The sequence below is a fragment of the Mycobacterium sp. IEC1808 genome, from assembly GCF_002101935.1.
In the GTDB taxonomy this organism is placed as follows: domain Bacteria; phylum Actinomycetota; class Actinomycetes; order Mycobacteriales; family Mycobacteriaceae; genus Mycobacterium.
Map to the genome: position 1 here is coordinate 21,771 of NZ_LQPV01000017.1, position 24,055 is coordinate 45,825.

Here is a 24,055-nt window from a genome sequence, read left to right on the forward strand (position 1 = left end):
GATCAGGCTGCGCAGTCGGTACAGATCATCACGCCGTTCTTCTCGCTGGCGAGACGGCTGCGGTGTTGAACCAGAAAGCAGCTCGAGCAGGTGAACTCGTCAGCCTGCTTCGGGATGACGCGAACGGACAGCTCTTCGCCGGACAGGTCGGCGCCAGGCAGTTCGAAATTCTCGGCGGATTCAGATTCGTCCACGTCGACCACGGCCGAGGCCGCCTCGTTCCGCCGTGCTTTGAGCTCCTCCAGCGAGTCTTCCGAGACGTCGTCCGTCTCGGTGCGCCTCGGAGCGTCATAGTCGGTAGGCATATCAATCCCGCCCTATCCCCTCAACAGGCCTCGTTAACCTCAAGCAACGCTTTGTACCAGCGTCGAACGCATCCACCAAATGATTCGTGCCCGTATCCCCTACCATTAAGGTGTGATTTACGTCACAACCCCGAATTGACCCTTGTCTTGAGTCTCAAACGGTGCAGTTAGAGTTCCCATGTGGTCGCGCAAATCACCGAGGGTACCGCGTTTGACAAGCATGGACGCCCCTTTAGGCGCCGCAACCCCCGGCCCGCCATCGTCGTCGTGGCGCTGCTGGTGGTGGCGACCGCCGTGGTGTGGACGGTGGCGCTGACGCGTCCGGCGAAGGTGCACGAGGCCGTGGTGTGCAACCCGCCGCCGCAGCCGCCCGGATCGGCGGCGCCGCAACTCGGTGAGCAGGTGTCCCGCAGCGCCATGGCCGACGTCAACCCGGCCAAACTCACCGACACCAAGGTCCGCGTCCTCAACGCCAGCGGCCGCGGCGGGCAGGCCGGCGACGTCGCCGGCGCGATGAAGGACCTGGGCTTCGCCCAGCCGACCGCCGCCAACGACCCCCTCTACGCCGGCACCAGGCTCAACTGCGTGGGCCAAATCCGCTTCGGCACGGCCGGCCAGGCGACCGCGGCGTCGGTGTGGCTCGTGGCGCCGTGCGCGGAGTTGTACAACGACAACCGCGCCGACGACTCCGTCGACCTGTCCCTCGGCACGGAGTTCGGTTCCTTGGCCCACAACGACAACATCGACGCGGTGCTGGCCAGCCTGCGACCCGGCGCCACCGAACCGTCGGATCCTGCACTGCTGCAAAAGATTCACGCCAGCAGCTGCTGACCCGTCATTCCGGCAGCGGCCCCAGGCCGTCGAACCGCTGCAGAGCGGCCAGCAGCTCGTCGGCGATTCCGGGGGCGGCGGCCACCACCAACCCTTCGCTGCCCACCGGGCCGTTCGGCTCGGGCACCAGGACGCGGGCGCCCGCCTCGGCCGCGATCAGCGCGCCGGCCGCGCGGTCCCACACCTGCAGCCCGTGCTCGTAGAAGGCGTCCAACCGGCCCGCCGCGACCATGCACAGGTCCAGCGCCGCGGAACCGATGCGGCGCACGTCGCGCACCGCAGGCAGGATGTGCGCCAACAACGCCGCCTGGCTCGCCCGGCGCCGCCGTGAATAACCAAACCCGGTGCCCAGCAACGCCATCGACAAATCGTCGACGGCGGCGCAGCGCAGCGGCCGCGTCCCGCGATCGTCGGTGACGTGCGCGCCGAGGCCCGTCGCCGCCGAGTAGACGCGCCCGGCGACGACGTCGGCGACCGCCCCCGCCACCGAGACGCCGTCGATCTGCGCGCCCACCGACACCGCGTAGGCAGGGATGCCGTAGACGAAATTCACTGTGCCGTCGATGGGATCGAGCACCCAGGTGACCGCGCCGGACTGCGCGTCAGCGGGCCCGCCACCCTCCTCCCCGAGAATCGGGTCGCCGGGCCGCAGTTGGGCCAACCGGTCGCGCAACAGCCGCTCGGTCTCGGTGTCGACGACGGTCACCGGGTCGGTCGGGGTGGTCTTCGACCGCACCGCGCCATCGGCCGCGACCGACGCCGTCGGGCCGAACACCTCGGCGCGCCGGCGAACCACAAACTCGGCGGCCTCGGCGGCCAACTTTTCGGCCACCGAACGCAGTCGCGCGGGCTCGTTATCAGGTCGCGTCACCGGTCCATCGCATCACAGACGCCACGGCCGCGCAGACCCCCAGCCGGGGTACCGGTGGAGCTAAGGTGATCGGACAGGCCAAGTCTCGCCGAGGAGTTTCGATGACCAGCACCGACTCGATCACGGGCGCGCCACCCGACGCGGCCACCGGCAAGCCGCAGCGCCGGGGGTTCGGCGTCGACGTCGGCGGCAGCGGCATCAAGGGCGGCATCGTCGACATGGACACCGGGCTGCTGATCGGCGAACGCATCAAGGTGCTGACCCCGCAACCGGCGACGCCGCAGGCGGTCGCCAAGGCCATCGCCGAGGTCGTCAACGGGTTCGGGTGGACCGGGCCCCTGGGGGTGACCTATCCCGGCGTCGTCACCCACGGCGTCGTGCAGACGGCGGCCAACGTCGACAAGGCGTGGATCGGAACCAACGCGCGGGACGTGATCAGCGCCGAACTCAACGGCCAGGACGTCACGATCCTCAACGACGCCGACGCGGCCGGGCTCGCCGAGGAGCGCTACGGCGCGGGCCGCGAACAATCGGGCCTGGTCGTGCTGCTCACGTTCGGCACCGGGATCGGGTCCGCGGTCATCCACAACGGGACCCTGATTCCCAACACCGAATTCGGCCACCTCGAGGTCGGCGGCAAGGAGGCCGAGCAACGCGCGGCGTCGTCAGTCAAAGAACGCAACGGCTGGAGCTACGAAAAGTGGACCCAGCAGGTCACACGGGTGCTGGTGGCCATCGAAAACGCGATCTGGCCGGATTTGTTCATCGCCGGCGGCGGCATCAGCCGCAAGGCCGACAAATGGCTGCCGCTCCTGGAAAACCGCACCCCGGTGGTGGCCGCCGCCCTGCAAAACACCGCCGGCATCGTCGGCGCGGCGATGGCCGCCACCTCGGACGTGACGCACTGAATTTTGCCCGGTAGGCCGGTAGGAGCGCGCGCTGTCGTTACAATGGTGCTCGGCGACCGCCCGACTGAAAGCGTGCGAGCACTCACGCTGATCTCCAACGCCGACATTCGACATAGCAGACACTTTCGGTTAACCATGCCCAAACCCACCGAAAGTGCGTCCGACCGAAGGGGTGTAAGTGGCAGCGACCAAGGCAAGCCCGGCGACCGATGAGCCGGTGAAACGCACCGCCACGAAGTCTCCATCGTCCCCCGCCAAGCGCTCGCCGGCGAAGGCCGCCAATGGCGCCGCCGCCCCGGCGAAACGGGCCGCCAAGGCCGCGCCGCGGGCCGCCAAGTCCGCCCGGGGACCTGAGGCCGCAGCGCCCGACGAGGCCCCGAAGAAAGCCCGCTCCGCGGCCAAGGGCGCCAAGGCGCCGTCCGGCCGCGGCACGAAGGCGGCGGCCGAAGGCACGAAGGACGGCGACGCCGACCTCGAGCTCGACGCCGACGCCCAGGTCGAGGTCGAGGATCTCGACGCCGAGCCGGACCTCGAGGTCGAGCCCGTCGAGGACCTGGACATCGACGCCGACGACCTCAACCTCGACGACCTCGAAGTCGACGTGGCCGCCGACGGTGAAGAGGCCGACCTCGAAGCGGACGACGCCGAGGACGGCGAGGAGGAGGCCGCGGCCGCGCCCGCCGCGAAGACCAAGACCGCCGCCGCCGCCGAGGAAGAGGAAATCGCGGAGCCCTCCGAAAAGGACAAGGCTTCCGGCGATTTCGTCTGGGACGAAGACGAATCCGAGGCGCTGCGCCAAGCCCGCAAGGACGCCGAGCTCACCGCGTCCGCGGACTCGGTTCGCGCCTACCTCAAGCAGATCGGCAAGGTGGCGCTGCTCAACGCGGAGGAAGAGGTCGAGCTCGCGAAGCGCATCGAGGCCGGCCTGTACGCCACGCAGCTGATGGCCGAGCACGCCGAGCGCGGCGACAAACTGCCCGCCGCCCAGCGCCGCGACATGATGTGGATCTGCCGCGACGGCGACCGCGCGAAAAACCATCTGCTGGAAGCGAACCTGCGCCTGGTGGTGTCGCTGGCCAAGCGCTACACCGGCCGCGGGATGGCCTTCCTCGACCTCATCCAGGAAGGCAACCTGGGCCTCATCCGCGCGGTCGAAAAGTTCGACTACACAAAGGGATACAAGTTCTCCACCTACGCCACGTGGTGGATCCGCCAGGCCATCACCCGGGCGATGGCCGACCAGGCGCGCACCATCCGCATCCCGGTCCACATGGTCGAGGTGATCAACAAGCTGGGCCGCATCCAGCGCGAGCTGCTTCAGGACCTGGGCCGCGAGCCCACGCCCGAAGAGCTGGCCAAGGAGATGGACATCACGCCCGAGAAGGTGCTCGAGATCCAGCAATACGCGCGCGAGCCGATCTCGCTGGACCAGACCATCGGCGACGAGGGCGACAGCCAGCTCGGCGACTTCATCGAGGACAGCGAGGCCGTGGTGGCCGTCGACGCGGTGTCGTTCACGCTGCTGCAGGACCAGTTGCAGTCGGTGCTGGAGACGCTGTCCGAGCGCGAAGCCGGCGTAGTACGGCTGCGCTTCGGGCTCACCGACGGCCAGCCGCGCACCCTGGACGAGATCGGGCAGGTTTACGGCGTGACCCGCGAGCGCATCCGCCAGATCGAATCCAAGACCATGTCAAAGTTGCGCCACCCCAGCCGTTCTCAGGTTCTGCGCGACTACCTCGACTAGTTCACCGCACCGCGGGTCACCGGCGGTCCGGGGGCCGCGCGATGCCGCGACAGCAGGCGCGCCGCTTGACCCGGCGCGCCGAGCTGCAGCATCGCCGCCAACGCCGTTTCGAGGATGACTTCTTGCTGCACGCGGCTGCCGCCGATGGATCCGAGCCCGGGCAGCGATTCGATGAGATAGTCGAGCGCGGCGCGCGGCTCGCCCTCGGTCAACGCGATGAGGCCCTCGCCGATGAGGCGCAGCGTCGATGCCTGCGCGTCGGTGGCTCCGGGGACATCGATCGCGCGGATCGCGGCCGGGTCGTTCGCGGCGGCCAGCACCAACAGCGCGTGAAACGCGATGAAGGGCGTCTGGGGCGTGTACGCGAGCGAGCCGGCCTCGGCGAGCACCGCCATCGGGTCGGGCGGGGTGACCCAGTCGGGATGTAGGCGCGCGCGCCATGCCAGGGAACCGGCGTCGACGAGACAACGAACATCCTTCGAGTGCGGCGGCGCGAGAAACGCGGCGTACCGGCGCGCCGCGGCGGCCGCGTCGCCCATCGCAAGCTCGTGCAGCGCGGCGTGCCACTGAAAGTGCGGGACGTAGCGCTGGGTGCTGCCGTCGCCCGCGATCCAGTCCGTCAGCCACTTCAGCCCAGCGCCGTGCGCATCGGTCTCGTAGTGCACGTGCGCCAGCGCGTGCGCGGCATTGCCGTTGCCCGGATCGAGTTCGAGCGCGGCGTCGGCCAGGTCGGCCGCGTCGTACCAGAGGCCCTGCTCGGTGCGGCCGTAGGCGCGCAAGCCGAGATACCACGGCGCCTCGCCGTGCACACCGGTGAATCGCTCGACGTACTGCCACGCGTCCGGTAACGCGTCACCGGCCCCCGCGAACGCGATCGACGGCGCCAGCACCAGCAACGCGACCGCGTCGTCCGGCACGCGGTCGAGGTGGTCGATGAGCGCGTCGGTACCCGCCGCGTTTCCCTTCTCGCACCACGTCGCGATGGCCTCGACGTGGCTGCGGTCTTCGTCGCTGCCGCGGGCAAGCGCCGCGCGCGCCCGCGCGAGGTGGCCGGTGACGGCGTCGGGGCCGCCGGCGCGGTCGGGCCGTTCCGTGGCGATCATGGCGAGCGCGACGTGCGCACGCGCGTGGTGCGGATCGTCTGCGACCGCCTCGGCGAAGGCGACCGACGCGCCGTCCTGAACCGCGAGCAGCCGACGCACGCCCTCGGCGTACGCCGCGGACGCACCCGTGGATCGCGGCCCAGTGGCGACGAGACGGGGCACCCGCACCGGGCGTTCGCGTGTGTCGGTGGCGAGCAGCTCGGCGATCGCGGCCGCCTGCGCGCGGATTTCCGGGATCGCGGTGGTCTCCCACTCCTCGCCCTGGCGGATCGAGCCCAGACACACGACGCCGGGAACCGTACTGCCGGTCGCGTCGACGAGGTAGCCGTCCGTATCGAGCCGCACCCCCACGCCGCACGGGTGCAGCGACGCGACACCCTTGTCGAGCAGGTTCGCCCAGAGCGGGGAGCGTTGCAGGGACCGCCGATCCCACACGGCGCCGGTGGCGACGACGACGGCGTCCCCGCGCCGGCGCATCGATCGCCAGCTCGTCGTGACCACCAGTTCGACGCCGTCGCCGCGCAGCGACACGTCGGCGACCTCACCCGCCTCGATGCTCAGCTGGCCACCGTTGATCGCGTGATAGACCGCATCGGCGATCGTCGGCGGCATGCGGTGCCGAAGCACCTCCCACTGCCGCAGGTCTTCCCGCAGAAACCGGCGTTGGTCTTCCCACCCCATCGACCGCCACAGCTTGGGGGTGCGCGGGCGGAGCGCGTCGATGACTTGTCGCCAGTCCCAACCGTTTTCGCGCGCGTACGCGAGGTCCGCGGCGAGCGCGGTGCGTAATGCGTCGAGCGAGACGTCGGCGGCGAGGGCGTCGACGTTGGGTAATTCGGCCGGTGCACCGGTGGCGCGGAACCGGCGCGGGAGCGTGCCGTGCCGCGAAAGCAGGGTGACCGCGGCGCCGCGCGCCATGAGATGCAGCGCGACGTCGACGCCCGTGAGTCCCGAACCGATCACCAGGACGCTGCCGGGCCGGCGCGCGGCCAGGGCGGCAAGCGCGCCCGGCGCCCAGGGGTCCACCACGACCTTGCCGTCGGTGGCCGAGTCCGCGTTCACGGCCAACACCGGGGCGAAGGCGCGCTCCAGCGATTCGGGCATGCCGCCCGCGGGCCGCCCGGTCGCGAGCACGACGGCGTCCGCCGACAACGCACGGCCGTCGCCCAGGGTCAGGCGCGCCGGCGCGCCCGGCACCAACCCGACGACCTCCGCGCACTCGATCCGCACGTCGGCGGCCGCAAGCTGTTCCCGCAGGTAGCGGCCGTATGCGAGGCGCGGCGCGAAGCTCTCGACCGGGGTGACGGCCCGCTCGTCGAGCCAGCGGCAAAAGTGATCGGGGTCGTCGGGCCACGCCGACATGCGCTGGGCGGGAACGTTCAACAGGTGGGTCGGGTCGTCGGTTCCGTAGGCCGCGCCGGTGCCGGGACGACCGGACGCGTCGATCAGCGTGATCTGCGCCTGCGGTTGGCGCCGGCGCAGCTGGACCGCGGCGAGCAGGCCCGCGGCACCGCCGCCCACGATCGCGACGCGCATCATGGCGGAATGCTATATCGGCCGTCGCCGGTCAATTCCGGTTCGACGGATCGAGTTGCTCCAGCGCGCCGCTGGGGTCGTAGTACAGCTCCTGGCGGGCGATCCGGCCGTCGCGGTAGCGGTAGAGGACCACGTACGTCGAGCGCAGGCGTTGGCCGCCCTGGTCCCAGTCGAATTCGACGCGCACGAACGCCGCGTCGGCGCCGGGCGTGATGGCGTAATCCACTGCCTCGTAGCGGATGTCCGCGCAGCCGCGGATGGTCAGCGCGATGAACTCGAGCGTGCGCTCGACGCCCTCGATCGGGGACGGCCAGTCGAAGAGGCGCACCGTCGGGCTCACGTACACAACGTCGGGCCGATAGAGGTCCCGCACGACCGACACGTCGCCGGCCGCGAACGCCCCCGCGAAACGCGCCTCCTGCGCGGCGAGCGCGTCCGCCGAGATGCCGGGCGTCATCGCGCCACCCCGACGAACACGAAAACGCCTTGCGCCGTGCGGATTCCGAGGTTCGGCGTGCCGATATTGACACGCGTCACGGCCAACGCGGCTGCTTTACCCACACAGCACTCCTACCACCGACGACCGCGCACGTAAAGCCTTTGGTGGCCAAGCCAATCGCGCGTACCGTGACCGCATGTCAACCAACCGCAGACTGGTGTCGTCCGGCTCCGACTTCGAGTCGACGGTGGGCTATTCGCGGGCGGTGCGGGTCGGCCCGCACGTGGCGGTGGCCGGGACGACCGGCGCCGGACCCGCCGGCGACATCGCCGCCCAGGCCCGAGACGCGTTGCGCCGCATCGCGATTGCGCTCAAGCAGGCGGGCGCCGAGCTCACCGACGTGGTGCGCACCCGCATCTACGTGACCGACATTTCGCGCTGGCGTGAGGTCGCCGCGGTGCACGCCGAATTCTTCGGCGAGATCCGTCCGGTCGCGACCATGGTCGAGGTGTCGGCACTGATCGCCCCCGAGCTGCTGGTGGAGATCGAGGCCGACGCCTACGTCGGCTCCTGAGGCGCGGCCGGCGGGAAGGTGCCGTCCGCGGCAGGCGGATAAGCGGTGACCCCGATCACAGCACGCACCGGCAGCGGGCCGTACAGATGCGGGAACCGCATGGACTGCGGGTCCGTTGGCACCCCGGGCTCCCAGCGCACCGGCGAGTCCAGCAGTGCCGGGTCGATGTGCAGCAGGACCAGGTCGTCGCGGCCGCGGTAGAGCCGGTTGGCGGGCAGATGCACCTGCTCGGGCGTCGACAGGTGAATGAACCGGGAGCCGTCGGGCCCCGGCGCGTCGGGCGAAATCCCGCCCCGATCGCGGGCGCGGGACCACTCCTCACGCCCGCACAGGTGCACCAGAACGGTCACGGTCGCTCAGCTTAAAACCCGTGAGAAACGACACACCCGATAACGATCGGGGAACAAGGCGAAAACGCCACACGTCTGAGACAGTGAATGAACGAGAACGGAGAAGCCATGTACGCAACTCTGACCAGTCCCGAGCTCACCAGAGCGGACCGCTGCGATCGCTGCGGTGCCGCCGCTCGCGTCCGCGCCAAGCTGCCTTCCGGACTTGAGCTTCTCTTCTGCCAGCACCACGCGAACCAGCACCAGTCGAAGCTGACCGAGCAGGACGCCGTGCTGGAGGTCAGCGAAAGCTAGTTCCGCCGAACTCACCCCTGGCCAATGTGGGCTGCGCGGGCGGTCATCGGTAATGCTGGACGGGTATGAGCGTCCAAGCCGCGCGGCCGTCCCGCCACCACGTCCGGCGAATCAGTCTCAGAACCCTGGCCAAGAGCTGGGACGACTCCATTTTCTCCGAGTCGGCCCAGGCGGGATTCTGGTCGGCGCTCTCCACCCCGCCCCTGCTGTTGGGAATGCTGGGCAGCTTGGCCTACGTGGCGCCGCTGTTCGGCAAGGACACGCTGTCCTCGATCGAGAAGAGCATCATCTCGACCGCGCACAGCTTCTTCTCGCCGAGCGTCGTCAACGAGATCATCGAGCCCACCATCCGCGACATCACCGCCAACGCGCGCGGTGAAGTGGTCTCGCTCGGTTTCTTGATCTCGCTGTGGGCGGGATCGTCGGCGATCTCGTCGTTCGTCGACGCCGTGGTCGAGGCCCACGACCAGACCCCGCTGCGACACCCGGTGCGACAGCGGTTCTTCTCGCTGTTCCTGTACGTGGTGATGCTGGTCTTCGTGGTGATCGCCGCGCCGGTGATGGTGGTGGGACCGCGCAAGGTGAGCGAACACATCCCGGTCGGACTGGCCAACGTGCTGCGCTACGGCTACTACCCGGCGCTGATCCTCGGGCTGATGATCGGGATCATGCTGCTGTACCGGGTGGCGCTGCCGGTGCCGCTGCCGAGCCACCGGCTGGTGCTGGGCGCCATCCTGGCCACGGCGGTGTTCCTGATCGCCACGCTGGGCCTGCGCTTCTACCTGCGGTGGATCACCAGCACCGGTTACACCTACGGCGCGCTGTCCACGCCTATCGCGTTCCTGTTGTTCGCGTTCTTTGGGGGCTTCGCGATCATGCTCGGCGCCGAGCTGAACGCCTCCATCCAGGAGGAATTCCCCGCGCCGAGGACGCATGCCCACCGGCTGCGCAACTGGCTGCTGACGCGCCGGACCGCCCCCAAGCGAGTAGTCGACTTGCCCGCGGCGCCGTCCGACGTCGCGACGGCCGAGCCGCCGGCCTGATCAGCCCTTCTTGAGCCGCTCGTAGATCCGCTTGCACTCCGGGCAGACCGGGGAGCCGGGCTTGGCCGCCCGGGTGACGGGAAACACCTCGCCGCACAGCGCGACGACGTGGTTGCCCATGACGGCGCTCTCGGCGATCTTGTCCTTCTTGACGTAATGGAAGTACTTCGGGGTATCGCTGCCGGTCCCGTCGTCGACGCGTTCGTCGGTCTCGGTGCGTTCGATCGTCTGGGTCTGCATGCCTCACATTGTGCCCCCTGACTCGCCGGTACCGGAATCGTTTGGTTGTGGGACAGTGGAGATATGAAGCGCGGCGAAGAGCCAGGGTTCGACGGCTTCGACGACACCAGCCGTCCCGTCCTGATCACCTCCGCCGCGCCCTCCTACGAGGAGGAGCATCGCGCCCGGGTGCGGAAGTACCTGACGCTGATGGCGTTTCGGATCCCGGCGCTCATCCTGGCCGCCGTCGCCTACGGCGCCTGGCACAACGGCCTGATCTCACTGCTCATCGTGGCGGCCTCGGTGCCGTTGCCGTGGATGGCCGTGCTGATCGCCAACGACCGGCCACCGCGCCGCTCCGACGAGCCGAGGCGGTTCGACCAGACGCGGCGGCGCACTCCGCTGTTCCCCACGGCCGAGCGCCCGGCGCTCGAACCGCGGCGACCGCACAACGACGGTTCCGGCTAGCCGCCAAGGGGCGCACTTCTCAGGACATTCTCAGGTCGTCGGCACATCTGTGCACGTCAAGGCGTGTGAGATCACGCGCGGGCGGGAACTCCCAGGGCGGATCCATCGTTAGACGTGTTGACAGTGCAAAGCCGAACGGGAGGTCGCTATGGCGAACGCCAGCACAAGCAGGATCGACGGCGATCTGGATGCTCAAAGCCCCGCCGCGGACCTGGTGCGCGTTTATCTCAACGGCATCGGCAAAACGGCGTTGCTCAACGCGGCGGGTGAGGTAGAGCTGGCCAAGCGGATCGAAGCCGGCCTGTACGCCGAGCATCTGCTGGAAACGCGTAAGCGCCTCGGAGAGAACCGCAAACGCGACCTGGAGGCCGTCGCGCGCGATGGCCAGGCGGCGCGCCGCCACCTGCTGGAAGCGAACCTGCGGCTGGTGGTTTCGCTGGCGAAGCGTTACACGGGTCGGGGCATGCCGCTGCTGGACCTCATCCAGGAGGGCAACCTCGGTCTGATCCGCGCGATGGAGAAGTTCGACTACACAAAGGGATTCAAGTTCTCCACCTACGCCACCTGGTGGATCCGCCAGGCCATCACCCGCGGCATGGCCGACCAGAGCCGCACCATCCGGCTGCCGGTCCACCTCGTCGAGCAGGTCAACAAGCTGGCGCGGATCAAGCGGGAGATGCACCAGAACCTCGGGCGCGAAGCCACCGACGAGGAACTCGCCGCCGAATCCGGCATCCCGGTCGAGAAGATCAACGACCTGTTGGAGCACAGCCGCGACCCGGTGAGCCTGGACATGCCCGTCGGCTCGGAGGAGGAGGCGCCGCTCGGTGACTTCATCGAGGACGCCGAGGCGATGTCGGCCGAGAACGCGGTGATCGCCGAGCTGCTGCACACCGACATCCGCAGTGTGCTGGCCACTCTCGACGAGCGCGAGCACCAGGTCATCCGGTTGCGCTTCGGCCTGGACGACGGCCAGCCGCGCACGCTGGATCAGATCGGCAAGCTGTTCGGGCTGTCCCGCGAGCGGGTCCGTCAGATAGAGCGCGACGTGATGTCCAAGCTGCGCAACGGCGAGCGCGCCGATCGGTTGCGCTCGTACGCCAGCTGATACGTCCATAGCTAGTAGCAAGTCGGTATGCCCGTCGCGCGAGCGGCGGGCATACTGCTTGCCGGGGACATCCGCAAGAGGCGTTGGGCCCATTCTTGCAGCTGGCCAAGTAGACTCAGCGTCAATGGAGGGTGCTGGATGAACGAGCTGGTTGATACCACCGAGATGTACCTGCGGACCATCTACGACCTCGAAGAAGAGGGCGTGACGCCGCTGCGTGCCCGGATCGCCGAACGCCTCGAACAAAGCGGGCCGACCGTCAGCCAGACCGTGTCCCGCATGGAGCGGGACGGCCTGCTCCACGTCGCCGGGGACCGCCACCTGGAGCTCACCGACAAGGGCCGCGCGCTGGCCATCTCCGTGATGCGCAAGCACCGCCTCGCGGAACGACTGCTCGTCGACGTCATCGGGGTCCCGTGGGAGGAAGTGCACGCCGAGGCATGCCGGTGGGAGCACGTGATGAGCGAGGAAGTCGAACGCCGGCTGGTGAAGGTGCTGAACAACCCGACCACCTCCCCGTTCGGCAACCCGATTCCGGGCCTGTTGGACCTCGGGGTGGGCCCCGATTCCGGCGCCGACGGCATCAATCTCGTCCGGTTGACCGAGCTGCCCGCCGGATCTCCGGTCGCGGTGGTCGTGCGACAGCTCACCGAACACGTCCAGGGCGACATCGATCTGATCACCCGCCTGAAGGACGCCGGCGTGGTTCCCAATGCCCGGGTCACCGTCGAGACCAGCCCGTCCGGCGGCGGGGTCACAATCCTCATTCCCGGCCACGAGAACGTCACGCTGCCGCACGAGATGGCGCACGCCGTCAAGGTCGAGAAGGTCTGAGCGGCCAGCACCGATCGCCGCCACTATCCCGCCCGGCGCCCGAACGCGCGTCGCGGCGGCAGCCGCACCCCCAGCCGCTTGGCCAGCCGGTAGCCCGTGGCCGCCAGTTTCCGGATGTCATCGGGCTTCATGCCGGACTGCAGCGCCTGATCCAGCATCCCCGCCATCCGGTGCTCGGGATCACAACGCAGCGCGGCGTCCAGCGACACCCCCGCGAGCGGGCCGTCGCCACGGGCGTACGCGCTGAACGCAAGCAGCACCAGGGCCTCGACCCGCCAGGGCGGCGGCAGGCGGCGCGCCAGCAGCGCCCACAGCGACTCGGCCTCCCCCGCCCGGTCGCCGACCGCCAGGGCGTACAGCGTGTCGCGCACCTCGACGTCGCTCAGCGCGCAGCCCAACGCGGCAAGCTCGGCCGCGGACAGCGTTTCGCCGCCGGCGACGCGGGAGGCCGCGGCCATCGCGTCTTGCACGTCGCGGCGCGCGCACCCGGTGGGATCGGCGCGATGGGCCACCTCGCGCTGTGCCGCCTGGCGCCGGACCGCGTCGGCCAACTCGGCGGCGCCCGCCGGGTCGTCGACCGCGATGACGGCCTGCAGGTCGGCGCGCCGGCGGTAGAGCCGCCGGCCGTCGAGCACCGCCGCCGCGGCCAACGGCGACGCCGACGGGTCGTCGACGAAGCCGCCGGAGCCGCAGCCGTCCACGCAATGCCAGCGCCCGCCGCGGGCCACCCGATCCACCACATGCGCGGCATAGAGTTGAATTCCCCTCTGCGACAACGCCTCTGCCAGCTCGTCGCACAGCAGCCGGTATTCCTCGTTGCACCCCGGGCAGTGCGCGCAGTTCGCGTCGACGATCACCGCGATCGCCGCCTGAGGCCTCGCGGCGGCGGCGACTTCGGCCAGATGCCCGACGCGGTCGACGAGTTCCTCTGAGAGATCGACCCGCATCACGGCCCCCAGTTCCCCGCCTTCCAGGGACACCAGGACCAATGAATTCTCCGGAACGAAGCCGAGAACGGCCGGTAGCGCCGCGATCAGCGCGCCGGGGCGATTGAGCTTGAAATCAGGTTGATGCGTCGTCATGGGCACCAACGCTGACGGGCGGCACCGTCGGGCCGTGCCCCCGCGACGGGATCGGGCCGCTCGTCTGTGGAGAAAGTCTGGACTGTGGGCCTTATCGTCTATGCATGGGTTCGATGCAGGAGTACGACATCGTCGTGATCGGTTCGGGACCGGGCGGCCAGAAGGCCGCCATCGCCTCGGCCAAACTAGGCAAATCCGTCGCCATCATCGAACGGGGCCGAATGCTTGGCGGTGTCTGCGTCAACACGGGCACGATCCCGTCAAAAACGTTGCGCGAGGCGGTGCTTTACCTCACCGGGATGAACCAGCGCGAGCTCTACGGGGCCAGCTACCGCGTCAAGGACCGGATCACCCCGGCCGACCTGCTGGCGCGGACCCAGCACGTGATCGGCAAGGAAGTCGACGTGGTGCGCAACCAGCTGATGCGCAACCGGATCGACCTGCTGATCGGTCACGGCCGCTTCGTCGACCCGCACACCGTCGTCGTGGAAGACCCAGGCCGCCGCGAGATGACCACTGTCAGCGGCGAATACATCGTCATCGCCACCGGCACCCGGCCGGCGCGGCCCTCCGGCGTCGAGTTCGACGAGGAACGCGTGCTCGACTCCGACGGCATCCTCGACCTCAAGACGCTGCCGGGCTCGATGGTCGTCGTCGGCGCCGGCGTGATCGGCATCGAGTACGCATCGATGTTCGCCGCGCTGGGCACCAAGGTCACCGTCGTCGAGAAGCGCGACGACATGCTGGACTTCTGCGACCCCGAGGTGGTCGAGGCGCTCAAATTCCACCTGCGCGACCTGGCGGTGACGTTCCGGTTCGGCGAGGAGGTCACCGCCGTCGACGTCGGGGCGGCCGGCACCGTCACCACGCTGGCCAGCGGCAAGCAGATTCCCGCCGAGACCGTCATGTACTCCGCCGGCCGCCAGGGCCAGACCGATCACCTCGACCTGCAAAACGCCGGTCTCGAGGTCGAGGGCCGCGGGCGGATCTGGGTCGACGACAAGTTCCGGACCAAGGTGGAGCACATCTACGCCGTCGGCGACGTCATCGGGTTCCCCGCCCTGGCCGCGACCTCGATGGAACAGGGCCGGCTGGCCGCCTACCACGCGTTCGGGGAAGCGTGCGACGGCATCACCGACCTGCAGCCGATCGGCATCTATTCGATCCCCGAGATCTCCTACGTCGGGTCCACCGAGGTGGAGCTGACCAAGAACGCGATCCCCTACGAGGTCGGGGTGGCGCGGTACAAGGAGCTGGCCCGTGGCCAGATCGCCGGCGACTCCTACGGCATGCTCAAGCTGCTGGTGTCGACCGACGACCGCAAGCTGCTCGGGGTGCACATCTTCGGGACCAGCGCCACCGAGATGGTGCACATCGGTCAGGCCGTGATGGGCTGCGGCGGGACGGTCGACTACCTGGTCGACGCGGTCTTCAACTATCCGACGTTCTCGGAGGCCTACAAGGTGGCCGCGCTGGACGTGACCAACAAGATGCGGGCGCTGTCGCAGTTCCGCCGCTGAGCTAGCAGCTGTCGTCGAGGTCGTTGGGCACCCGGTCGCCGGGCCCGCCGGCCTCGGCGCGGGCCAGCAGCTGCGCGGTTTGGGCGTCGAAGGGCGCCGAGTAGGACACGTTCGCGGCGCACCCGCCGCGCTCGAAACCGCCGATCAGCCCGGTGAGCGTGGTGCCGCTCACCCACGGCGCCCCGCTGGTGCCGTCCACCAGGCCCTCGCACGCCAGCGAGGGAAACCCGCTGTCGTTGACCGAGGTGCTGGCCTGGCAGCCGATCGGCGAGCCGCCCACCCCGGCCGCATACCCCAGCACGGTGACGTGGCTGCCCGGGGGCGGCGCGACGCCCAGCGTCAGCGCCAGGCCGACGTACGACTCGACCGACCCGCCGGCGTCGTTGCTGACCCGGGCGATCGCGTAGTCCGCGTGCGGATCCTTGCCCGAGATCCAGCGCGGATCCAGGTAGACGGCGTCGGCCTTCCACACGTCGGCGGGCGCGGGCGCCGCGTCACCGGCCAGACCGGGAACGAAGGTCATCTTGGCCGCACCGGCCAGGCAGTGCGCCGCGGTGATCATGAGATTCCCGGTCGCCGAATGGATTACGGAGCCCGTGCAGACGTGCAGCGGGCCGTCGTTGATGAAGATCGCGCCGACGCGCCGGTCCGGGTCCACCGGGCCCGCGACCGCCTTCTGCTGGGGCTGGCTGAGCCGCTGGACGAGCGGCCCGGTCGCCACCGGGACGGACACCACGGGGCGCGCCGCAGGCTCGGCCGGCCGGGTGCACGACGTCAACAACGTCAGCAGGCCGACCCCCGAGCACAGCAGCAGCGTCCGTATGCGCATTTCGTGTCCATCATGCCTGACCACGGCGTGTCGGGCAGACCACATCCCCTCCCCGCGCGCCGCCGCGTTTGCTGGCCGACATGCGGATTACGTTCGCGGGTTGGGGCGTTTCGAAGGTGAAGACTGCAGGGTGTTAGCTGTTCCATTGTTGGTGCCCGCTGATTCGGGGGACACTGGTCAGGGCACCCTGGAGAACCCCCCGAAAGGAGGAGACCCGATGGCCCGCGAGCAAAACCAAGGCGACGAGTACGACCAGCCAGGACAATCCGGCATGTACGAGCTGGAGTTTCCGGCACCCCAGTTGTCGACGGCCGACGGCCGCGGCCCGGTTTTGGTGCACGCCTTGGAGGGCTTCTCCGACGCCGGCCACGCGATACGGCTGGCCGCCACCCACCTGAAGGCCGCGCTGGACACCGAGCTGGTCGCGTCCTTCGCGATCGACGAACTACTGGATTACCGCTCGCGGCGGCCGCTGATGACGTTCAAGACCGACCACTTCACCAGCTACGACGATCCGGAGCTGAGCCTGTACGCCCTGCGTGACAGCGTCGGCACGCCGTTTCTGCTGCTGGCCGGCATGGAACCCGACCTGAAGTGGGAGCGTTTCATCACCGCGGTGCGCCTGCTGGCCGAGCGTCTGGGTGTACGGCGCACGATCGGCCTGGGCACCGTCCCGATGGCGGTCCCGCACACCCGCCCGATCACGCTGACCGCCCATTCCAACGACAAGGAACTGATCGCCGACTTCCAGCCCTGGATCTCGGAGATCCAGGTCCCCGGCAGCGCGTCCAACCTGCTGGAATACCGGATGGCCCAGCACGGTCACGAGGTCGTTGGGTTCACCGTGCACGTCCCGCACTACCTGACCCAGACCGACTACCCGGCGGCCGCGCAAGCGCTGCTGGAGCAGGTGGCCAAGAGCGGATCGCTGGAGCTGCCGCTGTCGGCGCTGACCGAAGCCGCAGCGGAGATTCGCGCCAAGATCGACGAACAGGTGCAGGCGAGCGCGGAGGTGGCTCAAGTGGTGGCCGCGCTCGAGCGCCAGTACGATGCCTTCATCGACGCTCAGGAGAACAGGTCGTTACTAACTCACGACGAGGATCTCCCCAGCGGCGACGAGCTTGGCGCAGAGTTCGAGCGATTCCTTGCCCAACAGGCAGAGAAGAAGAACGACGACGACCAGGCGTGAGGACTCAAAACGCCCATAGCCCGGGCCGACACCAAGGTTGGCGGAGATGACCGAGCGGAAGCGCAAGAGCAACCTTCGCCCAGTGCGTGAAGTCACGGCGCCCACGCTCGAGTTCCGCACCATTCACGGCTACCGGCGGGCCTACCGCATCGCCGGTTCCGGGCCGGCGATTCTGCTGCTCCACGGCATCGGCGACAACTCCACCACCTGGAATGCCGTGCAGGCCAAGCTCGCCCAGCGGTTCACCGTCATCGCCCCCGACCTGCTGGGCCACGGGAAGTCCGACAAGCCGCGCGCCGACTACTCGGCGGCCGCCTACGCGAACGGCATGCGCGACCTGCTGTCCGTCCTCGACATCGAGCGGGTGACCATCATCGGCCACTCACTGGGCGGCGGCGTGGCAATGCAATTCGCCTACCAGTTCCCGCATTTGGTCGACCGGCTCATCCTGGTAGCGGCGGGCGGCGTCACCAAGGACGTCAACGTCGTCTTCCGGCTGGCCTCGTTGCCGATGGGCAGCGAGGCGCTGGCGCTGCTGCGGCTGCCCCTGGTGCTGCCGGCGGTTCAGCTGGCGGGCAAGCTGGCCGGGCTGGCGATCGGGTCGACCGCGCTGGGCCACGACCTGCCCAACGTCCTGCGCATCCTCGACGACCTGCCGGAGCCGACGGCCTCGGCGGCGTTCAGCCGCACGCTGCGGGCGGTGGTGGACTGGCGCGGTCAGATCGTGACGATGCTGGACCGATGTTATTTGACCGAGGCCATCCCGGTGCAGATCGTCTGGGGCACCAAGGATGTGGTGGTTCCGGTGCGGCACGCCTGGATGGCGCACGCCGCGATGCCCGGCTCGCGTCTCGAGATCTTCGAGGGCTCGGGCCACTTCCCCTTCCACGACGACCCGGCCCGCTTCATCGACGTCGTCGAGCGCTTCATCGACAGCACCGCGCCCGCCGAATACGACCAGGCCGCCCTCCGGGCCCTGCTGCGCACCGGGGGCGGCGAGAAGACGGTCACCGGCCCGGCCGACACCCGCGTCGCCGTCCTGAACGCCATGGGCTCCGACGAGCGCAGCGCCACCTGATAAACACGTTGACCCGCGCCGTACAGTCGGGTCATGGGCATCGACGTCACGGTGTTGCGGGTTTTCACCGACGCGGACGGCAATTTCGGTAATCGCCTCGGTGTGGTTGACGCCGCCGCGGTACCGCCCCCGGACCGGCAGCGGCTGGCGGCCCAATTGGGCTACGCCGAAACGGTTTTCATCGATCTTCCGGCCGCCGGCTCGGCCACCGCGCACGCGCGGATTTACACCCCGCGCGTCGAACTTCCGTTCGCCGGGCACCCGACCGTCGGCGCGTCGTGGTGGCTGCGCGACAACGGAACGCCGATCAAGACGCTGCACGTGGCGGCCGGCCTCGTGCAGGTGAGTCATCAGGGCGAGGTGACCGGCGTCAGCGCGCGCTCGGAGTGGGCGCCGGAAGTGGCCATCCACGAATTCGATTCGGCCGACGACGTTCTCGCCGCCGACCCGGTCGACTTCCCCGACGACACCGCGCACTACCTGTGGGCCTGGGTCGACCGGGACGCCGGGACTCTGCGCACCCGCGGGTTTTTCGCGAACCTCGGGGTGCCGGAGGACGAGGCGACCGGCTCGGCGGCGATGCGGCTCACCGACTACCTCAGCCGCGACCTGCGCATCACCCAGGGCAAGGGCTCGTTCATCGAAACCGCGTGGAACGCCGAGGGCTGGGTCGGGGTGGCCGGGCGCGTCGTCAACGACGGTGTCCGACGGGTCGACTGAGGTCAGCCCTGCCGGTGCAGGACGGCCACGAGGTGGTCCTGCAGGGGTTGCCCCACGCCGCCCATGCGCAGCGTGTAGGACAGCTCGTCGCCCTCGATCCGCAGCGAACGGCCAAGGGCGGTAACCTCTTTGGCGCTCGGCGCCAGCCCGATCGCCGTGCTCGACAGCTCCACCTCGATGAGACCGTCGGCCACGGCGTAGGTCCCGGTATCGATCTCAGTGATGCCGTTCGGGTGGGCGACGATCAGCTCGACGCTGCCCGGGCGAGGCACGCGAAAATACCCCGTCTCGCCGTGTAGGGGCCTGCCGTCGGCCACCGCCTTGGTCTTTTGCCCGTAGGCCAGGAACGGCTTGCCGACGTGGGAGAAGACGACTTCCTCGAGATACTCGAACGGCTGGATCGTCGGGTAGAAGCCCGAGCCGCGCCCGGCCCAGGTCCCCAGCAGGGGTGCCAGCGCCTCCAGATCGGGATGCAGGTCGGGCGGCATGGACGCCAGCCTAGCGAGTGGCCGGCTCCGGATCCGTCGGCGCGTTGCGGTGCGCGCGCAGCGCCTCGATCTCGCGCTCGAAGTCCTCGGCGGACGAAAACGACCGGTACACCGAGGCGAACCGCAGGTAAGCCACCTCGTCGAGATCGCGCAGCGGGCCGAGGATGGCCAGGCCGACCTCGTGGCTGGGCACCTCGGGCGACCCGGCGGCGCGAACGGTGTCTTCGACTTGCTGGGCGAGCAGATTCAGCGCGTCGTCGTCGACCTGGCGGCCCTGGCAGGCCCGCCGGACGCCGCTGATGACCTTCTCCCTGCTGAAGGGTTCGGTGACGCCGCTGCGTTTGACCACGGCCAGCACGGCGGTCTCGACGGTGGTGAAGCGCCGACCGCATTCGGGGCAGGAGCGTCGGCGCCGGATCGCCTGGCCTTCATCGGTTTCCCGCGAGTCGATCACCCGGGAATCCGGATGGCGGCAGAACGGACAGTGCATGACCGCTCCTTCGCCGTGCTCACCTGCGGGGCCGCAGAACACCCCGAGCGTACCGCGACGCTGGTGTCAGCCGACCGGCGCGATCAGCGTCTGGCCGGCGGCCAGCGCTGGCGAGTTCAGGTCGTTGAGCTCGCGGATCCGATCGGCAACCTGGCGGGCCGGCGCGTCCGGCGCCACCCGGTGGGCGACGTCCTGCAGGGACTCGCCGGGCTCAACCCGCACGACGGCCAGCCGATCGGGCACCGCGGCGGCCGATCCCCCGGAGTCGCCGTTGACCGCCTGCCCGAAATTGGCGACCAACCCCAGCCACAGCGTGATGACCCCGGCGACCAGCGCAAGCCCCAGCGTCGTGGCCAACGTGACGGGACGCCTGCGATGCGGGGCGACGGACATCGCGACGCCGGTGCCGTGGTAGCGCAGCGGCGTGCCGGCCGGCCTGGACGGGCCGGGCCGGCGCGAGCCGGTCAGCCCGTCCCGCCTGGGATAAAGCCCCGGCACCGGCCCGTTGACCGGGCGACGAACGCTGCTGGTACGCGGCGAGACGGTGTAGGTGATAGTCATCTTGCGTTCCTCCGGTCAGGTTGTTCTCGCTCGGGTGTTCGACTATATCGCTCGTATGTTCGATGTCCGAACATTTGAGCGAAGCGTGTCGAGCAAGCAAAACGCTAGACCGCACCACCGACAAATCCGGAAGCGCGACCTCTGACATGCAGCACAGGTACCCGATCCCCGCAAAAGTTACACACATGTGATTCTTCAGCTATAGGGTCTTGACGCCCCGGCCTAAGGGTCTTTGGACCCCGGCGACACGCCAGTCGAACACATGTTTGATTCTTGGCCGCCCTCCCGCTACATTCAACCCATGAGCGACAGCAACGACACTCCCTCGATCAGCTCATCCGTCGATTCATCGCTGACCGAACGGCAGCGCACCATCCTGAACGTCATCCGCGAGTCGGTCACCACCCGCGGCTATCCCCCGAGCATCCGGGAAATCGGCGACGCCGTCGGCCTGACGTCGACGTCATCGGTGGCCCACCAGCTGCGCACGCTGGAGCGCAAGGGCTACCTGCGCCGCGACCCGAACCGGCCGCGGGCCGTGGACGTCCGCGGCAGCGAGGACACCGCCGAGGCGGCGCCCGTCACCGACGTCGCCGGATCGGACGCGCTGCCGGAACCCAGCTACGTGCCGGTGCTCGGGCGCATCGCCGCCGGCGGACCGATCCTCGCCGAGGAGGCCGTCGAGGACGTCTTCCCGCTGCCCCGCGAGCTGGTCGGCGAGGGCACCCTGTTCCTGCTCAAGGTCGTGGGCGACTCGATGGTCGAGGCGGCGATCTGCGACGGCGACTGGGTGGTGGTGCGCCAGCAGCACGTCGCCGACAACGGCGACATCGTCGCCGCCATGATCGACGGCGAGGCCACCGTCAAAACGTTCAAGCGCGCGGGCGGTCAGGTGTGGCTGATGCCGCACAACCCGGCGTTCGACCCCATACCGGGCAACGGCGCGACCGTGCTCGGCAAGGTCGTCACCGTGATCCGCAAGGTGTAGCGGCCGGCTCAGTCGGCCTTGATGAAGCCGTTGGCCTGCGCGACTTCCTCACTGGCCAACCAGATTTCGGCCAGCGTGTCGTGGTAGAGCTCGCTGCCCGGGGTGTAGTACAGGCCGAAGCGGGCGCTGGCCTTGATCGGGTAGCCGTCGGGCACCTGGTAGGGATCCTCCAGCGGCAGGTGGATCGTCGGGCGCCCACCGGCGACCGGGGCGGCGTTGGTCACATCGGCGGCCGATTCCGGCACGTCTTCCTCGTCCGTGGCCGCGTGGCGCCCGGTTCGGGGCTCCGTCGCCCCTAGCGCCGCCGCGGCGGCCGCGGCCTCGGCGGCGCCCTCCGGGGGTTCCGGCTCGGGATACTCCGCGTCCGGTTCCTCGGCAACCGGCACCTCACCGACGTAGGCGGCCTCCGGCGGGGTGCGCGGAACCGCGACGTCCGGGTAGCCGGGATCGGCGTACTCGTCGTCCTCGTAGCCGGGCAGGTACTCGGTGCCCGTGTAGTCAACGTCCTCGGCGGCGACCTCGGGGTATCCGGCCTCCGCCTCGGGGACGTCGTCATAGCCGGCCTCCGCCAGCGTCGCCCCCGAGGCGAGGGGGATGGAATCGGTGTCCACCGTGTCGGGGTCTTCGTCATCGTCGGCGGCCCCGGCGTCGGCGCCGCGGGTCCAACTGACTCGCTGCGTCGGCCCGGCATCGTCCGGCAGCTGATGCTCCGGCTGCTCCAGGCCGAACGGGGCGTAGTCGGTGGCCGCCTCCGCGTCGTCGTGGCCCCAGTGGCCGTTGCCCGGGGCGTCGTAGCCGGCGGCGGCCAGGTCGCGCTCGGGCTCGTAGGCTCCGGTGTCGCCGGCGCCACGCCGACGCCGGCGGCGACGCCAGGTGAACGCCAGCAGCACCGCAAGCAAGATCAGCAACAGAACCGGGATCGCGGCCAGCAGCCACCACCATTGCCAGGTGAACTTCTTGGCGTGCGAGGGCATCGCCGCGGTGCTCGGCTGGTTCTGCCCGGACACCTGCAGGCCGGACAGCAACGGAGCCAGGTTGGACGGGTCGGTGCTGAACGAGTTCTTCGCCCGGTTCCAGGAGATCTTGCCGCCGGTGAACTGCTGCGACACCACGTCGCCGTCCACGGCCTGGTCACCGACCGGGGCGCCCAGCTTGCCGCTCGGACCGCGCAGCTTGTCCCACGCGGCCTTCATCGCGCCGCGCACGACGAACGCGCCGTGGTCGGAGGTCCAGAAGATGACCGGCTTGTCGGCCGCGGCGAACGTGGCGATCCGGCTGGCCGGGCCGATGCCCCCGTCGGCCTCGTTGGCGGTGGGGAAACCCAGGTCGCTGCCGGCCGCGCCGCCCAGCGACTCGTACTTGGCGAGGATGTCGGTCTCGAGGGCGTTGGCCCCGGTGGCCGGGCTGAAGAACACCTTCCCGTTTGCGAAGTTCTGCGCGACCCCGTCGCCGCCGATGGGATACGACCCGCCCTGCTTGGCGCCCAGCGGGCCGCCGGCGCCGCCGGCCGCGCGCCAGGCCATGTTGATGGCCGCGTTCGGATCGATGGCTACTTGCAGGCCTTTTAGCTGGTCGGCCAGCGTCGCCGGGTTGGTGGTGAACTCCTTGGTTTTCCTGTTCCAGGAGATCTCGCCGCCGCTGAACTTCTGAGAAGTGACCTCACCGGCGTAGGTCTCGTCGCCGACCGGCGCGCCGAGCACGCCACCCGAGCTGCCGAGCTTGTCCCAGGCGGCATTCAGCGCGCCGCGCACCACGAATGCGCCGTGGTCGGAGGTCCAGAAGATCACCGGCTTGTCGCTGGCCGAGAAGGTGGCCACGCGGCTGTCGGGTCCGGCCAGGCCGGGCACCTCGTTGATGGTGGGGAACCCGAGGTCGCTGCCGGCCGGGCCGCCGAGCGACTCGTATTTGTCCAGGATCGGCCCGTAGACGAACTTTGCGCCGGTGTCGGTGGTGTAGAACATCTTGCCGCCGTCGAAGTCCAGCGCGAACCCGTCGCCGGCGGGGTACACGTCGCCCTTGCGGGCGCCGAGCGGTGAGGTGTCGCCGCCGGCCTTCTCCCAGGCGGCCATCATGGCGGCCTCCGCATCGCCGATCGGGGACGCCGAAGCGGCGGGGGCCAGCAGCGCGGCCGCCATCACCGCGGTCGCCATGCCGACCAGCGCGCGCCCGATCAGCCTGCGCATTCGACCCCTCTGCCCGTTCACCAAGCCTCCCAGGCCCGTATGCCTGGCCATGCCGCACCTGCAGACCCGTTACGAACCGTGATATCGCCGGGCTCGCATAACTTTGCCCTTGCCGGGGAGAAATGCGAAGTCAAATCACGAAAATTGCGAAAACGGAGACCGCGCCGATGTCGAAATGATGCCGGAGCATGCCCGAACCGCGACCAACCACGGCTTCCGGCGCCCCGATCGCCCGTTTGCCGATGTGCCACTAGGCACTCGGTATACGAGAAACGCATGTGCCGACGGTACGTGAAGCCA

26 protein-coding genes are annotated in these 24,055 nt (G+C 69.4%); 14 read left to right on the top strand and 12 right to left on the bottom strand.

Annotated elements, in window-relative coordinates:
• Nucleotides 1–2 precede the first annotated feature (2 nt).
• Nucleotides 3–305: a DUF4193 domain-containing protein gene (locus AWB92_RS10690; RefSeq protein ID WP_036468275.1), complete on the bottom strand. Its 303-nt coding sequence runs from the start codon at nt 303–305 to the stop codon at nt 3–5.
• Nucleotides 306–485: 180 nt separating this feature from the next.
• Between AWB92_RS10690 and cei the strand changes: the two genes are divergently transcribed.
• Nucleotides 486–1,136 (top strand): envelope integrity protein Cei, encoded by a 651-nt coding sequence (cei, locus tag AWB92_RS10695; protein WP_085185403.1) that lies wholly within the window; start codon nt 486–488, stop codon nt 1,134–1,136.
• 4 nt (nt 1,137–1,140) lie between these two features.
• Here cei and AWB92_RS10700 read toward each other — a convergent pair whose 3' ends face one another.
• Entirely contained in the window at nt 1,141–2,007 is an 867-nt protein-coding gene (locus tag AWB92_RS10700) for an inositol monophosphatase family protein (protein ID WP_085185405.1), read from the bottom strand.
• A gap of 101 nt (nt 2,008–2,108) precedes the next feature.
• Here AWB92_RS10700 and ppgK point away from each other — a divergent pair, with 101 nt between their 5' ends.
• Complete coding sequence (gene ppgK, locus AWB92_RS10705) at nt 2,109–2,915, top strand: polyphosphate--glucose phosphotransferase (RefSeq protein WP_085185408.1); 807 nt, start codon at nt 2,109–2,111, stop codon at nt 2,913–2,915.
• A 178-nt stretch (nt 2,916–3,093) separates the two neighbouring features.
• Nucleotides 3,094–4,659, top strand: a complete 1,566-nt coding sequence (locus AWB92_RS10710; protein ID WP_085185410.1) for an RNA polymerase sigma factor — start codon at nt 3,094–3,096, stop codon at nt 4,657–4,659.
• On the opposite strand, the gene AWB92_RS10715 is transcribed toward AWB92_RS10710, so the two are convergent.
• Nucleotides 4,656–7,301: an FAD/NAD(P)-binding protein gene (locus AWB92_RS10715; RefSeq protein ID WP_085185412.1), complete on the bottom strand. Its 2,646-nt coding sequence runs from the start codon at nt 7,299–7,301 to the stop codon at nt 4,656–4,658. The genes AWB92_RS10710 and AWB92_RS10715 overlap by 4 nt on opposite strands.
• Nucleotides 7,302–7,329: 28 nt before the next feature.
• Nucleotides 7,330–7,755: a nuclear transport factor 2 family protein gene (locus AWB92_RS10720; protein WP_085185414.1), complete on the bottom strand. Its 426-nt coding sequence runs from the start codon at nt 7,753–7,755 to the stop codon at nt 7,330–7,332.
• A gap of 178 nt (nt 7,756–7,933) precedes the next feature.
• On the opposite strand from AWB92_RS10720, the gene AWB92_RS10725 reads away from it, so the two are divergent.
• Nucleotides 7,934–8,311 carry a RidA family protein gene (locus tag AWB92_RS10725; RefSeq protein ID WP_085185416.1) on the top strand — a complete coding sequence of 126 codons (378 nt, stop codon included), beginning with the start codon at nt 7,934–7,936 and terminating at the stop codon, nt 8,309–8,311.
• Here AWB92_RS10725 and AWB92_RS10730 read toward each other — a convergent pair.
• Nucleotides 8,296–8,661 (bottom strand): DUF952 domain-containing protein, encoded by a 366-nt coding sequence (locus AWB92_RS10730; protein ID WP_085185418.1) that lies wholly within the window; start codon nt 8,659–8,661, stop codon nt 8,296–8,298. The genes AWB92_RS10725 and AWB92_RS10730 overlap by 16 nt on opposite strands.
• Before the next feature lie 108 nt (nt 8,662–8,769).
• Here AWB92_RS10730 and AWB92_RS10735 point away from each other — a divergent pair, with 108 nt between their 5' ends.
• Complete coding sequence (locus AWB92_RS10735; RefSeq protein ID WP_067156959.1) at nt 8,770–8,955, top strand: hypothetical protein; 186 nt, start codon at nt 8,770–8,772, stop codon at nt 8,953–8,955.
• 65 nt (nt 8,956–9,020) lie between these two features.
• The gene (locus tag AWB92_RS10740) at nt 9,021–9,998 is read left to right on the top strand and encodes a YihY/virulence factor BrkB family protein (protein ID WP_085185420.1); all 978 of its coding nucleotides are present in this window, start codon (nt 9,021–9,023) and stop codon (nt 9,996–9,998) included.
• Here AWB92_RS10740 and AWB92_RS10745 read toward each other — a convergent pair whose 3' ends face one another.
• Nucleotides 9,999–10,238 (bottom strand): DUF3039 domain-containing protein, encoded by a 240-nt coding sequence (locus tag AWB92_RS10745; RefSeq protein WP_068187956.1) that lies wholly within the window; start codon nt 10,236–10,238, stop codon nt 9,999–10,001.
• A 45-nt stretch (nt 10,239–10,283) separates the two neighbouring features.
• Between AWB92_RS10745 and AWB92_RS10750 the strand changes: the two genes are divergently transcribed.
• The 3 genes from AWB92_RS10750 (at nt 10,284) to AWB92_RS10760 (ending at nt 12,627) form a co-directional block, all read left to right on the top strand.
• Nucleotides 10,284–10,685, top strand: coding sequence for a DUF3099 domain-containing protein (locus AWB92_RS10750; RefSeq protein WP_085185422.1), 402 nt, complete (start codon nt 10,284–10,286; stop codon nt 10,683–10,685).
• 148 nt (nt 10,686–10,833) lie between these two features.
• Nucleotides 10,834–11,793, top strand: a complete 960-nt coding sequence (gene sigB / locus AWB92_RS10755) for a sigma-70 family RNA polymerase sigma factor SigB (protein ID WP_067006623.1) — start codon at nt 10,834–10,836, stop codon at nt 11,791–11,793.
• A gap of 138 nt (nt 11,794–11,931) precedes the next feature.
• On the top strand, nt 11,932–12,627 hold the full coding sequence (locus tag AWB92_RS10760) for a metal-dependent transcriptional regulator (protein ID WP_068107269.1): 696 nt from the start codon (nt 11,932–11,934) through the stop codon (nt 12,625–12,627).
• Between the two features lie 23 nt (nt 12,628–12,650).
• Here AWB92_RS10760 and AWB92_RS10765 read toward each other — a convergent pair whose 3' ends face one another.
• Nucleotides 12,651–13,709, bottom strand: a complete 1,059-nt coding sequence (locus tag AWB92_RS10765) for a DUF4192 domain-containing protein (protein WP_085185424.1) — start codon at nt 13,707–13,709, stop codon at nt 12,651–12,653.
• Nucleotides 13,710–13,822: 113 nt separating this feature from the next.
• Here AWB92_RS10765 and sthA point away from each other — a divergent pair, with 113 nt between their 5' ends.
• Nucleotides 13,823–15,229 carry a Si-specific NAD(P)(+) transhydrogenase gene (gene sthA / locus AWB92_RS10770; RefSeq protein WP_142282052.1) on the top strand — a complete coding sequence of 469 codons (1,407 nt, stop codon included), beginning with the start codon at nt 13,823–13,825 and terminating at the stop codon, nt 15,227–15,229.
• A gap of 1 nt (nt 15,230) precedes the next feature.
• On the opposite strand, the gene AWB92_RS10775 is transcribed toward sthA, so the two are convergent.
• Nucleotides 15,231–16,058 carry a trypsin-like peptidase domain-containing protein gene (locus AWB92_RS10775; protein WP_085185426.1) on the bottom strand — a complete coding sequence of 276 codons (828 nt, stop codon included), beginning with the start codon at nt 16,056–16,058 and terminating at the stop codon, nt 15,231–15,233.
• A gap of 217 nt (nt 16,059–16,275) precedes the next feature.
• Here AWB92_RS10775 and AWB92_RS10780 point away from each other — a divergent pair, with 217 nt between their 5' ends.
• From AWB92_RS10780 to AWB92_RS10790, 3 genes are read left to right on the top strand one after another with little or no spacing between them, the layout of a single operon-like run.
• Nucleotides 16,276–17,247, top strand: coding sequence for a PAC2 family protein (locus AWB92_RS10780; RefSeq protein WP_068129181.1), 972 nt, complete (start codon nt 16,276–16,278; stop codon nt 17,245–17,247).
• A gap of 46 nt (nt 17,248–17,293) precedes the next feature.
• A complete protein-coding gene (locus tag AWB92_RS10785; protein ID WP_085185428.1) occupies nt 17,294–18,325 on the top strand; it encodes an alpha/beta hydrolase in 1,032 nt (343 codons plus the stop codon).
• 33 nt (nt 18,326–18,358) lie between these two features.
• Nucleotides 18,359–19,045 (top strand): PhzF family phenazine biosynthesis protein, encoded by a 687-nt coding sequence (locus AWB92_RS10790; protein WP_085185430.1) that lies wholly within the window; start codon nt 18,359–18,361, stop codon nt 19,043–19,045.
• A gap of 2 nt (nt 19,046–19,047) precedes the next feature.
• Here AWB92_RS10790 and AWB92_RS10795 read toward each other — a convergent pair whose 3' ends face one another.
• The 3 genes from AWB92_RS10795 to AWB92_RS10805 all read right to left on the bottom strand — a co-directional run bounded on the left by AWB92_RS10795 (nt 19,048) and on the right by AWB92_RS10805 (nt 20,584).
• Complete coding sequence (locus AWB92_RS10795) at nt 19,048–19,533, bottom strand: peroxynitrite isomerase (protein WP_085185432.1); 486 nt, start codon at nt 19,531–19,533, stop codon at nt 19,048–19,050.
• A 10-nt stretch (nt 19,534–19,543) separates the two neighbouring features.
• The gene (gene nrdR, locus AWB92_RS10800) at nt 19,544–20,023 is read right to left on the bottom strand and encodes a transcriptional regulator NrdR (protein ID WP_068107252.1); all 480 of its coding nucleotides are present in this window, start codon (nt 20,021–20,023) and stop codon (nt 19,544–19,546) included.
• Nucleotides 20,024–20,089: 66 nt separating this feature from the next.
• Complete coding sequence (locus AWB92_RS10805) at nt 20,090–20,584, bottom strand: LysM peptidoglycan-binding domain-containing protein (RefSeq protein ID WP_068187944.1); 495 nt, start codon at nt 20,582–20,584, stop codon at nt 20,090–20,092.
• Between the two features lie 301 nt (nt 20,585–20,885).
• On the opposite strand from AWB92_RS10805, the gene lexA reads away from it, so the two are divergent.
• Nucleotides 20,886–21,572 carry a transcriptional repressor LexA gene (gene lexA / locus AWB92_RS10810; RefSeq protein WP_085185434.1) on the top strand — a complete coding sequence of 229 codons (687 nt, stop codon included), beginning with the start codon at nt 20,886–20,888 and terminating at the stop codon, nt 21,570–21,572.
• Between the two features lie 8 nt (nt 21,573–21,580).
• Here the strand turns inward: lexA and AWB92_RS10815 are convergent, their stop codons facing one another.
• Entirely contained in the window at nt 21,581–23,755 is a 2,175-nt protein-coding gene (locus AWB92_RS10815) for an LGFP repeat-containing protein (RefSeq protein WP_085185436.1), read from the bottom strand.
• Nucleotides 23,756–24,055: the final 300 nt, after the last annotated feature.

What these genes read in the sequence shown, in the direction of transcription:
- AWB92_RS10745 (WP_068187956.1), bottom strand. Translation starts at nt 10,238, where the DNA reads ATGCAGACCCAGACGATCGAACGCACCGAGACCGACGAACGCGTCGAC.
- AWB92_RS10785 (WP_085185428.1), top strand. Translation starts at nt 17,294, where the DNA reads ATGACCGAGCGGAAGCGCAAGAGCAACCTTCGCCCAGTGCGTGAAGTC.
- AWB92_RS10775 (WP_085185426.1), bottom strand. Translation starts at nt 16,058, where the DNA reads ATGCGCATACGGACGCTGCTGCTGTGCTCGGGGGTCGGCCTGCTGACG.
- AWB92_RS10690 (WP_036468275.1), bottom strand. Translation starts at nt 305, where the DNA reads ATGCCTACCGACTATGACGCTCCGAGGCGCACCGAGACGGACGACGTC.
- AWB92_RS10805 (WP_068187944.1), bottom strand. Translation starts at nt 20,584, where the DNA reads ATGACTATCACCTACACCGTCTCGCCGCGTACCAGCAGCGTTCGTCGC.
- lexA (WP_085185434.1), top strand. Translation starts at nt 20,886, where the DNA reads ATGAGCGACAGCAACGACACTCCCTCGATCAGCTCATCCGTCGATTCA.
- AWB92_RS10735 (WP_067156959.1), top strand. Translation starts at nt 8,770, where the DNA reads ATGTACGCAACTCTGACCAGTCCCGAGCTCACCAGAGCGGACCGCTGC.
- AWB92_RS10760 (WP_068107269.1), top strand. Translation starts at nt 11,932, where the DNA reads ATGAACGAGCTGGTTGATACCACCGAGATGTACCTGCGGACCATCTAC.
- nrdR (WP_068107252.1), bottom strand. Translation starts at nt 20,023, where the DNA reads ATGCACTGTCCGTTCTGCCGCCATCCGGATTCCCGGGTGATCGACTCG.
- AWB92_RS10720 (WP_085185414.1), bottom strand. Translation starts at nt 7,755, where the DNA reads ATGACGCCCGGCATCTCGGCGGACGCGCTCGCCGCGCAGGAGGCGCGT.
- AWB92_RS10765 (WP_085185424.1), bottom strand. Translation starts at nt 13,709, where the DNA reads ATGACGACGCATCAACCTGATTTCAAGCTCAATCGCCCCGGCGCGCTG.
- AWB92_RS10790 (WP_085185430.1), top strand. Translation starts at nt 18,359, where the DNA reads ATGGGCATCGACGTCACGGTGTTGCGGGTTTTCACCGACGCGGACGGC.
- AWB92_RS10780 (WP_068129181.1), top strand. Translation starts at nt 16,276, where the DNA reads ATGGCCCGCGAGCAAAACCAAGGCGACGAGTACGACCAGCCAGGACAA.
- sigB (WP_067006623.1), top strand. Translation starts at nt 10,834, where the DNA reads ATGGCGAACGCCAGCACAAGCAGGATCGACGGCGATCTGGATGCTCAA.
- sthA (WP_142282052.1), top strand. Translation starts at nt 13,823, where the DNA reads ATGCAGGAGTACGACATCGTCGTGATCGGTTCGGGACCGGGCGGCCAG.
- AWB92_RS10725 (WP_085185416.1), top strand. Translation starts at nt 7,934, where the DNA reads ATGTCAACCAACCGCAGACTGGTGTCGTCCGGCTCCGACTTCGAGTCG.
- AWB92_RS10715 (WP_085185412.1), bottom strand. Translation starts at nt 7,301, where the DNA reads ATGATGCGCGTCGCGATCGTGGGCGGCGGTGCCGCGGGCCTGCTCGCC.
- AWB92_RS10815 (WP_085185436.1), bottom strand. Translation starts at nt 23,755, where the DNA reads ATGCGCAGGCTGATCGGGCGCGCGCTGGTCGGCATGGCGACCGCGGTG.
- ppgK (WP_085185408.1), top strand. Translation starts at nt 2,109, where the DNA reads ATGACCAGCACCGACTCGATCACGGGCGCGCCACCCGACGCGGCCACC.
- AWB92_RS10740 (WP_085185420.1), top strand. Translation starts at nt 9,021, where the DNA reads ATGAGCGTCCAAGCCGCGCGGCCGTCCCGCCACCACGTCCGGCGAATC.
- AWB92_RS10795 (WP_085185432.1), bottom strand. Translation starts at nt 19,533, where the DNA reads ATGCCGCCCGACCTGCATCCCGATCTGGAGGCGCTGGCACCCCTGCTG.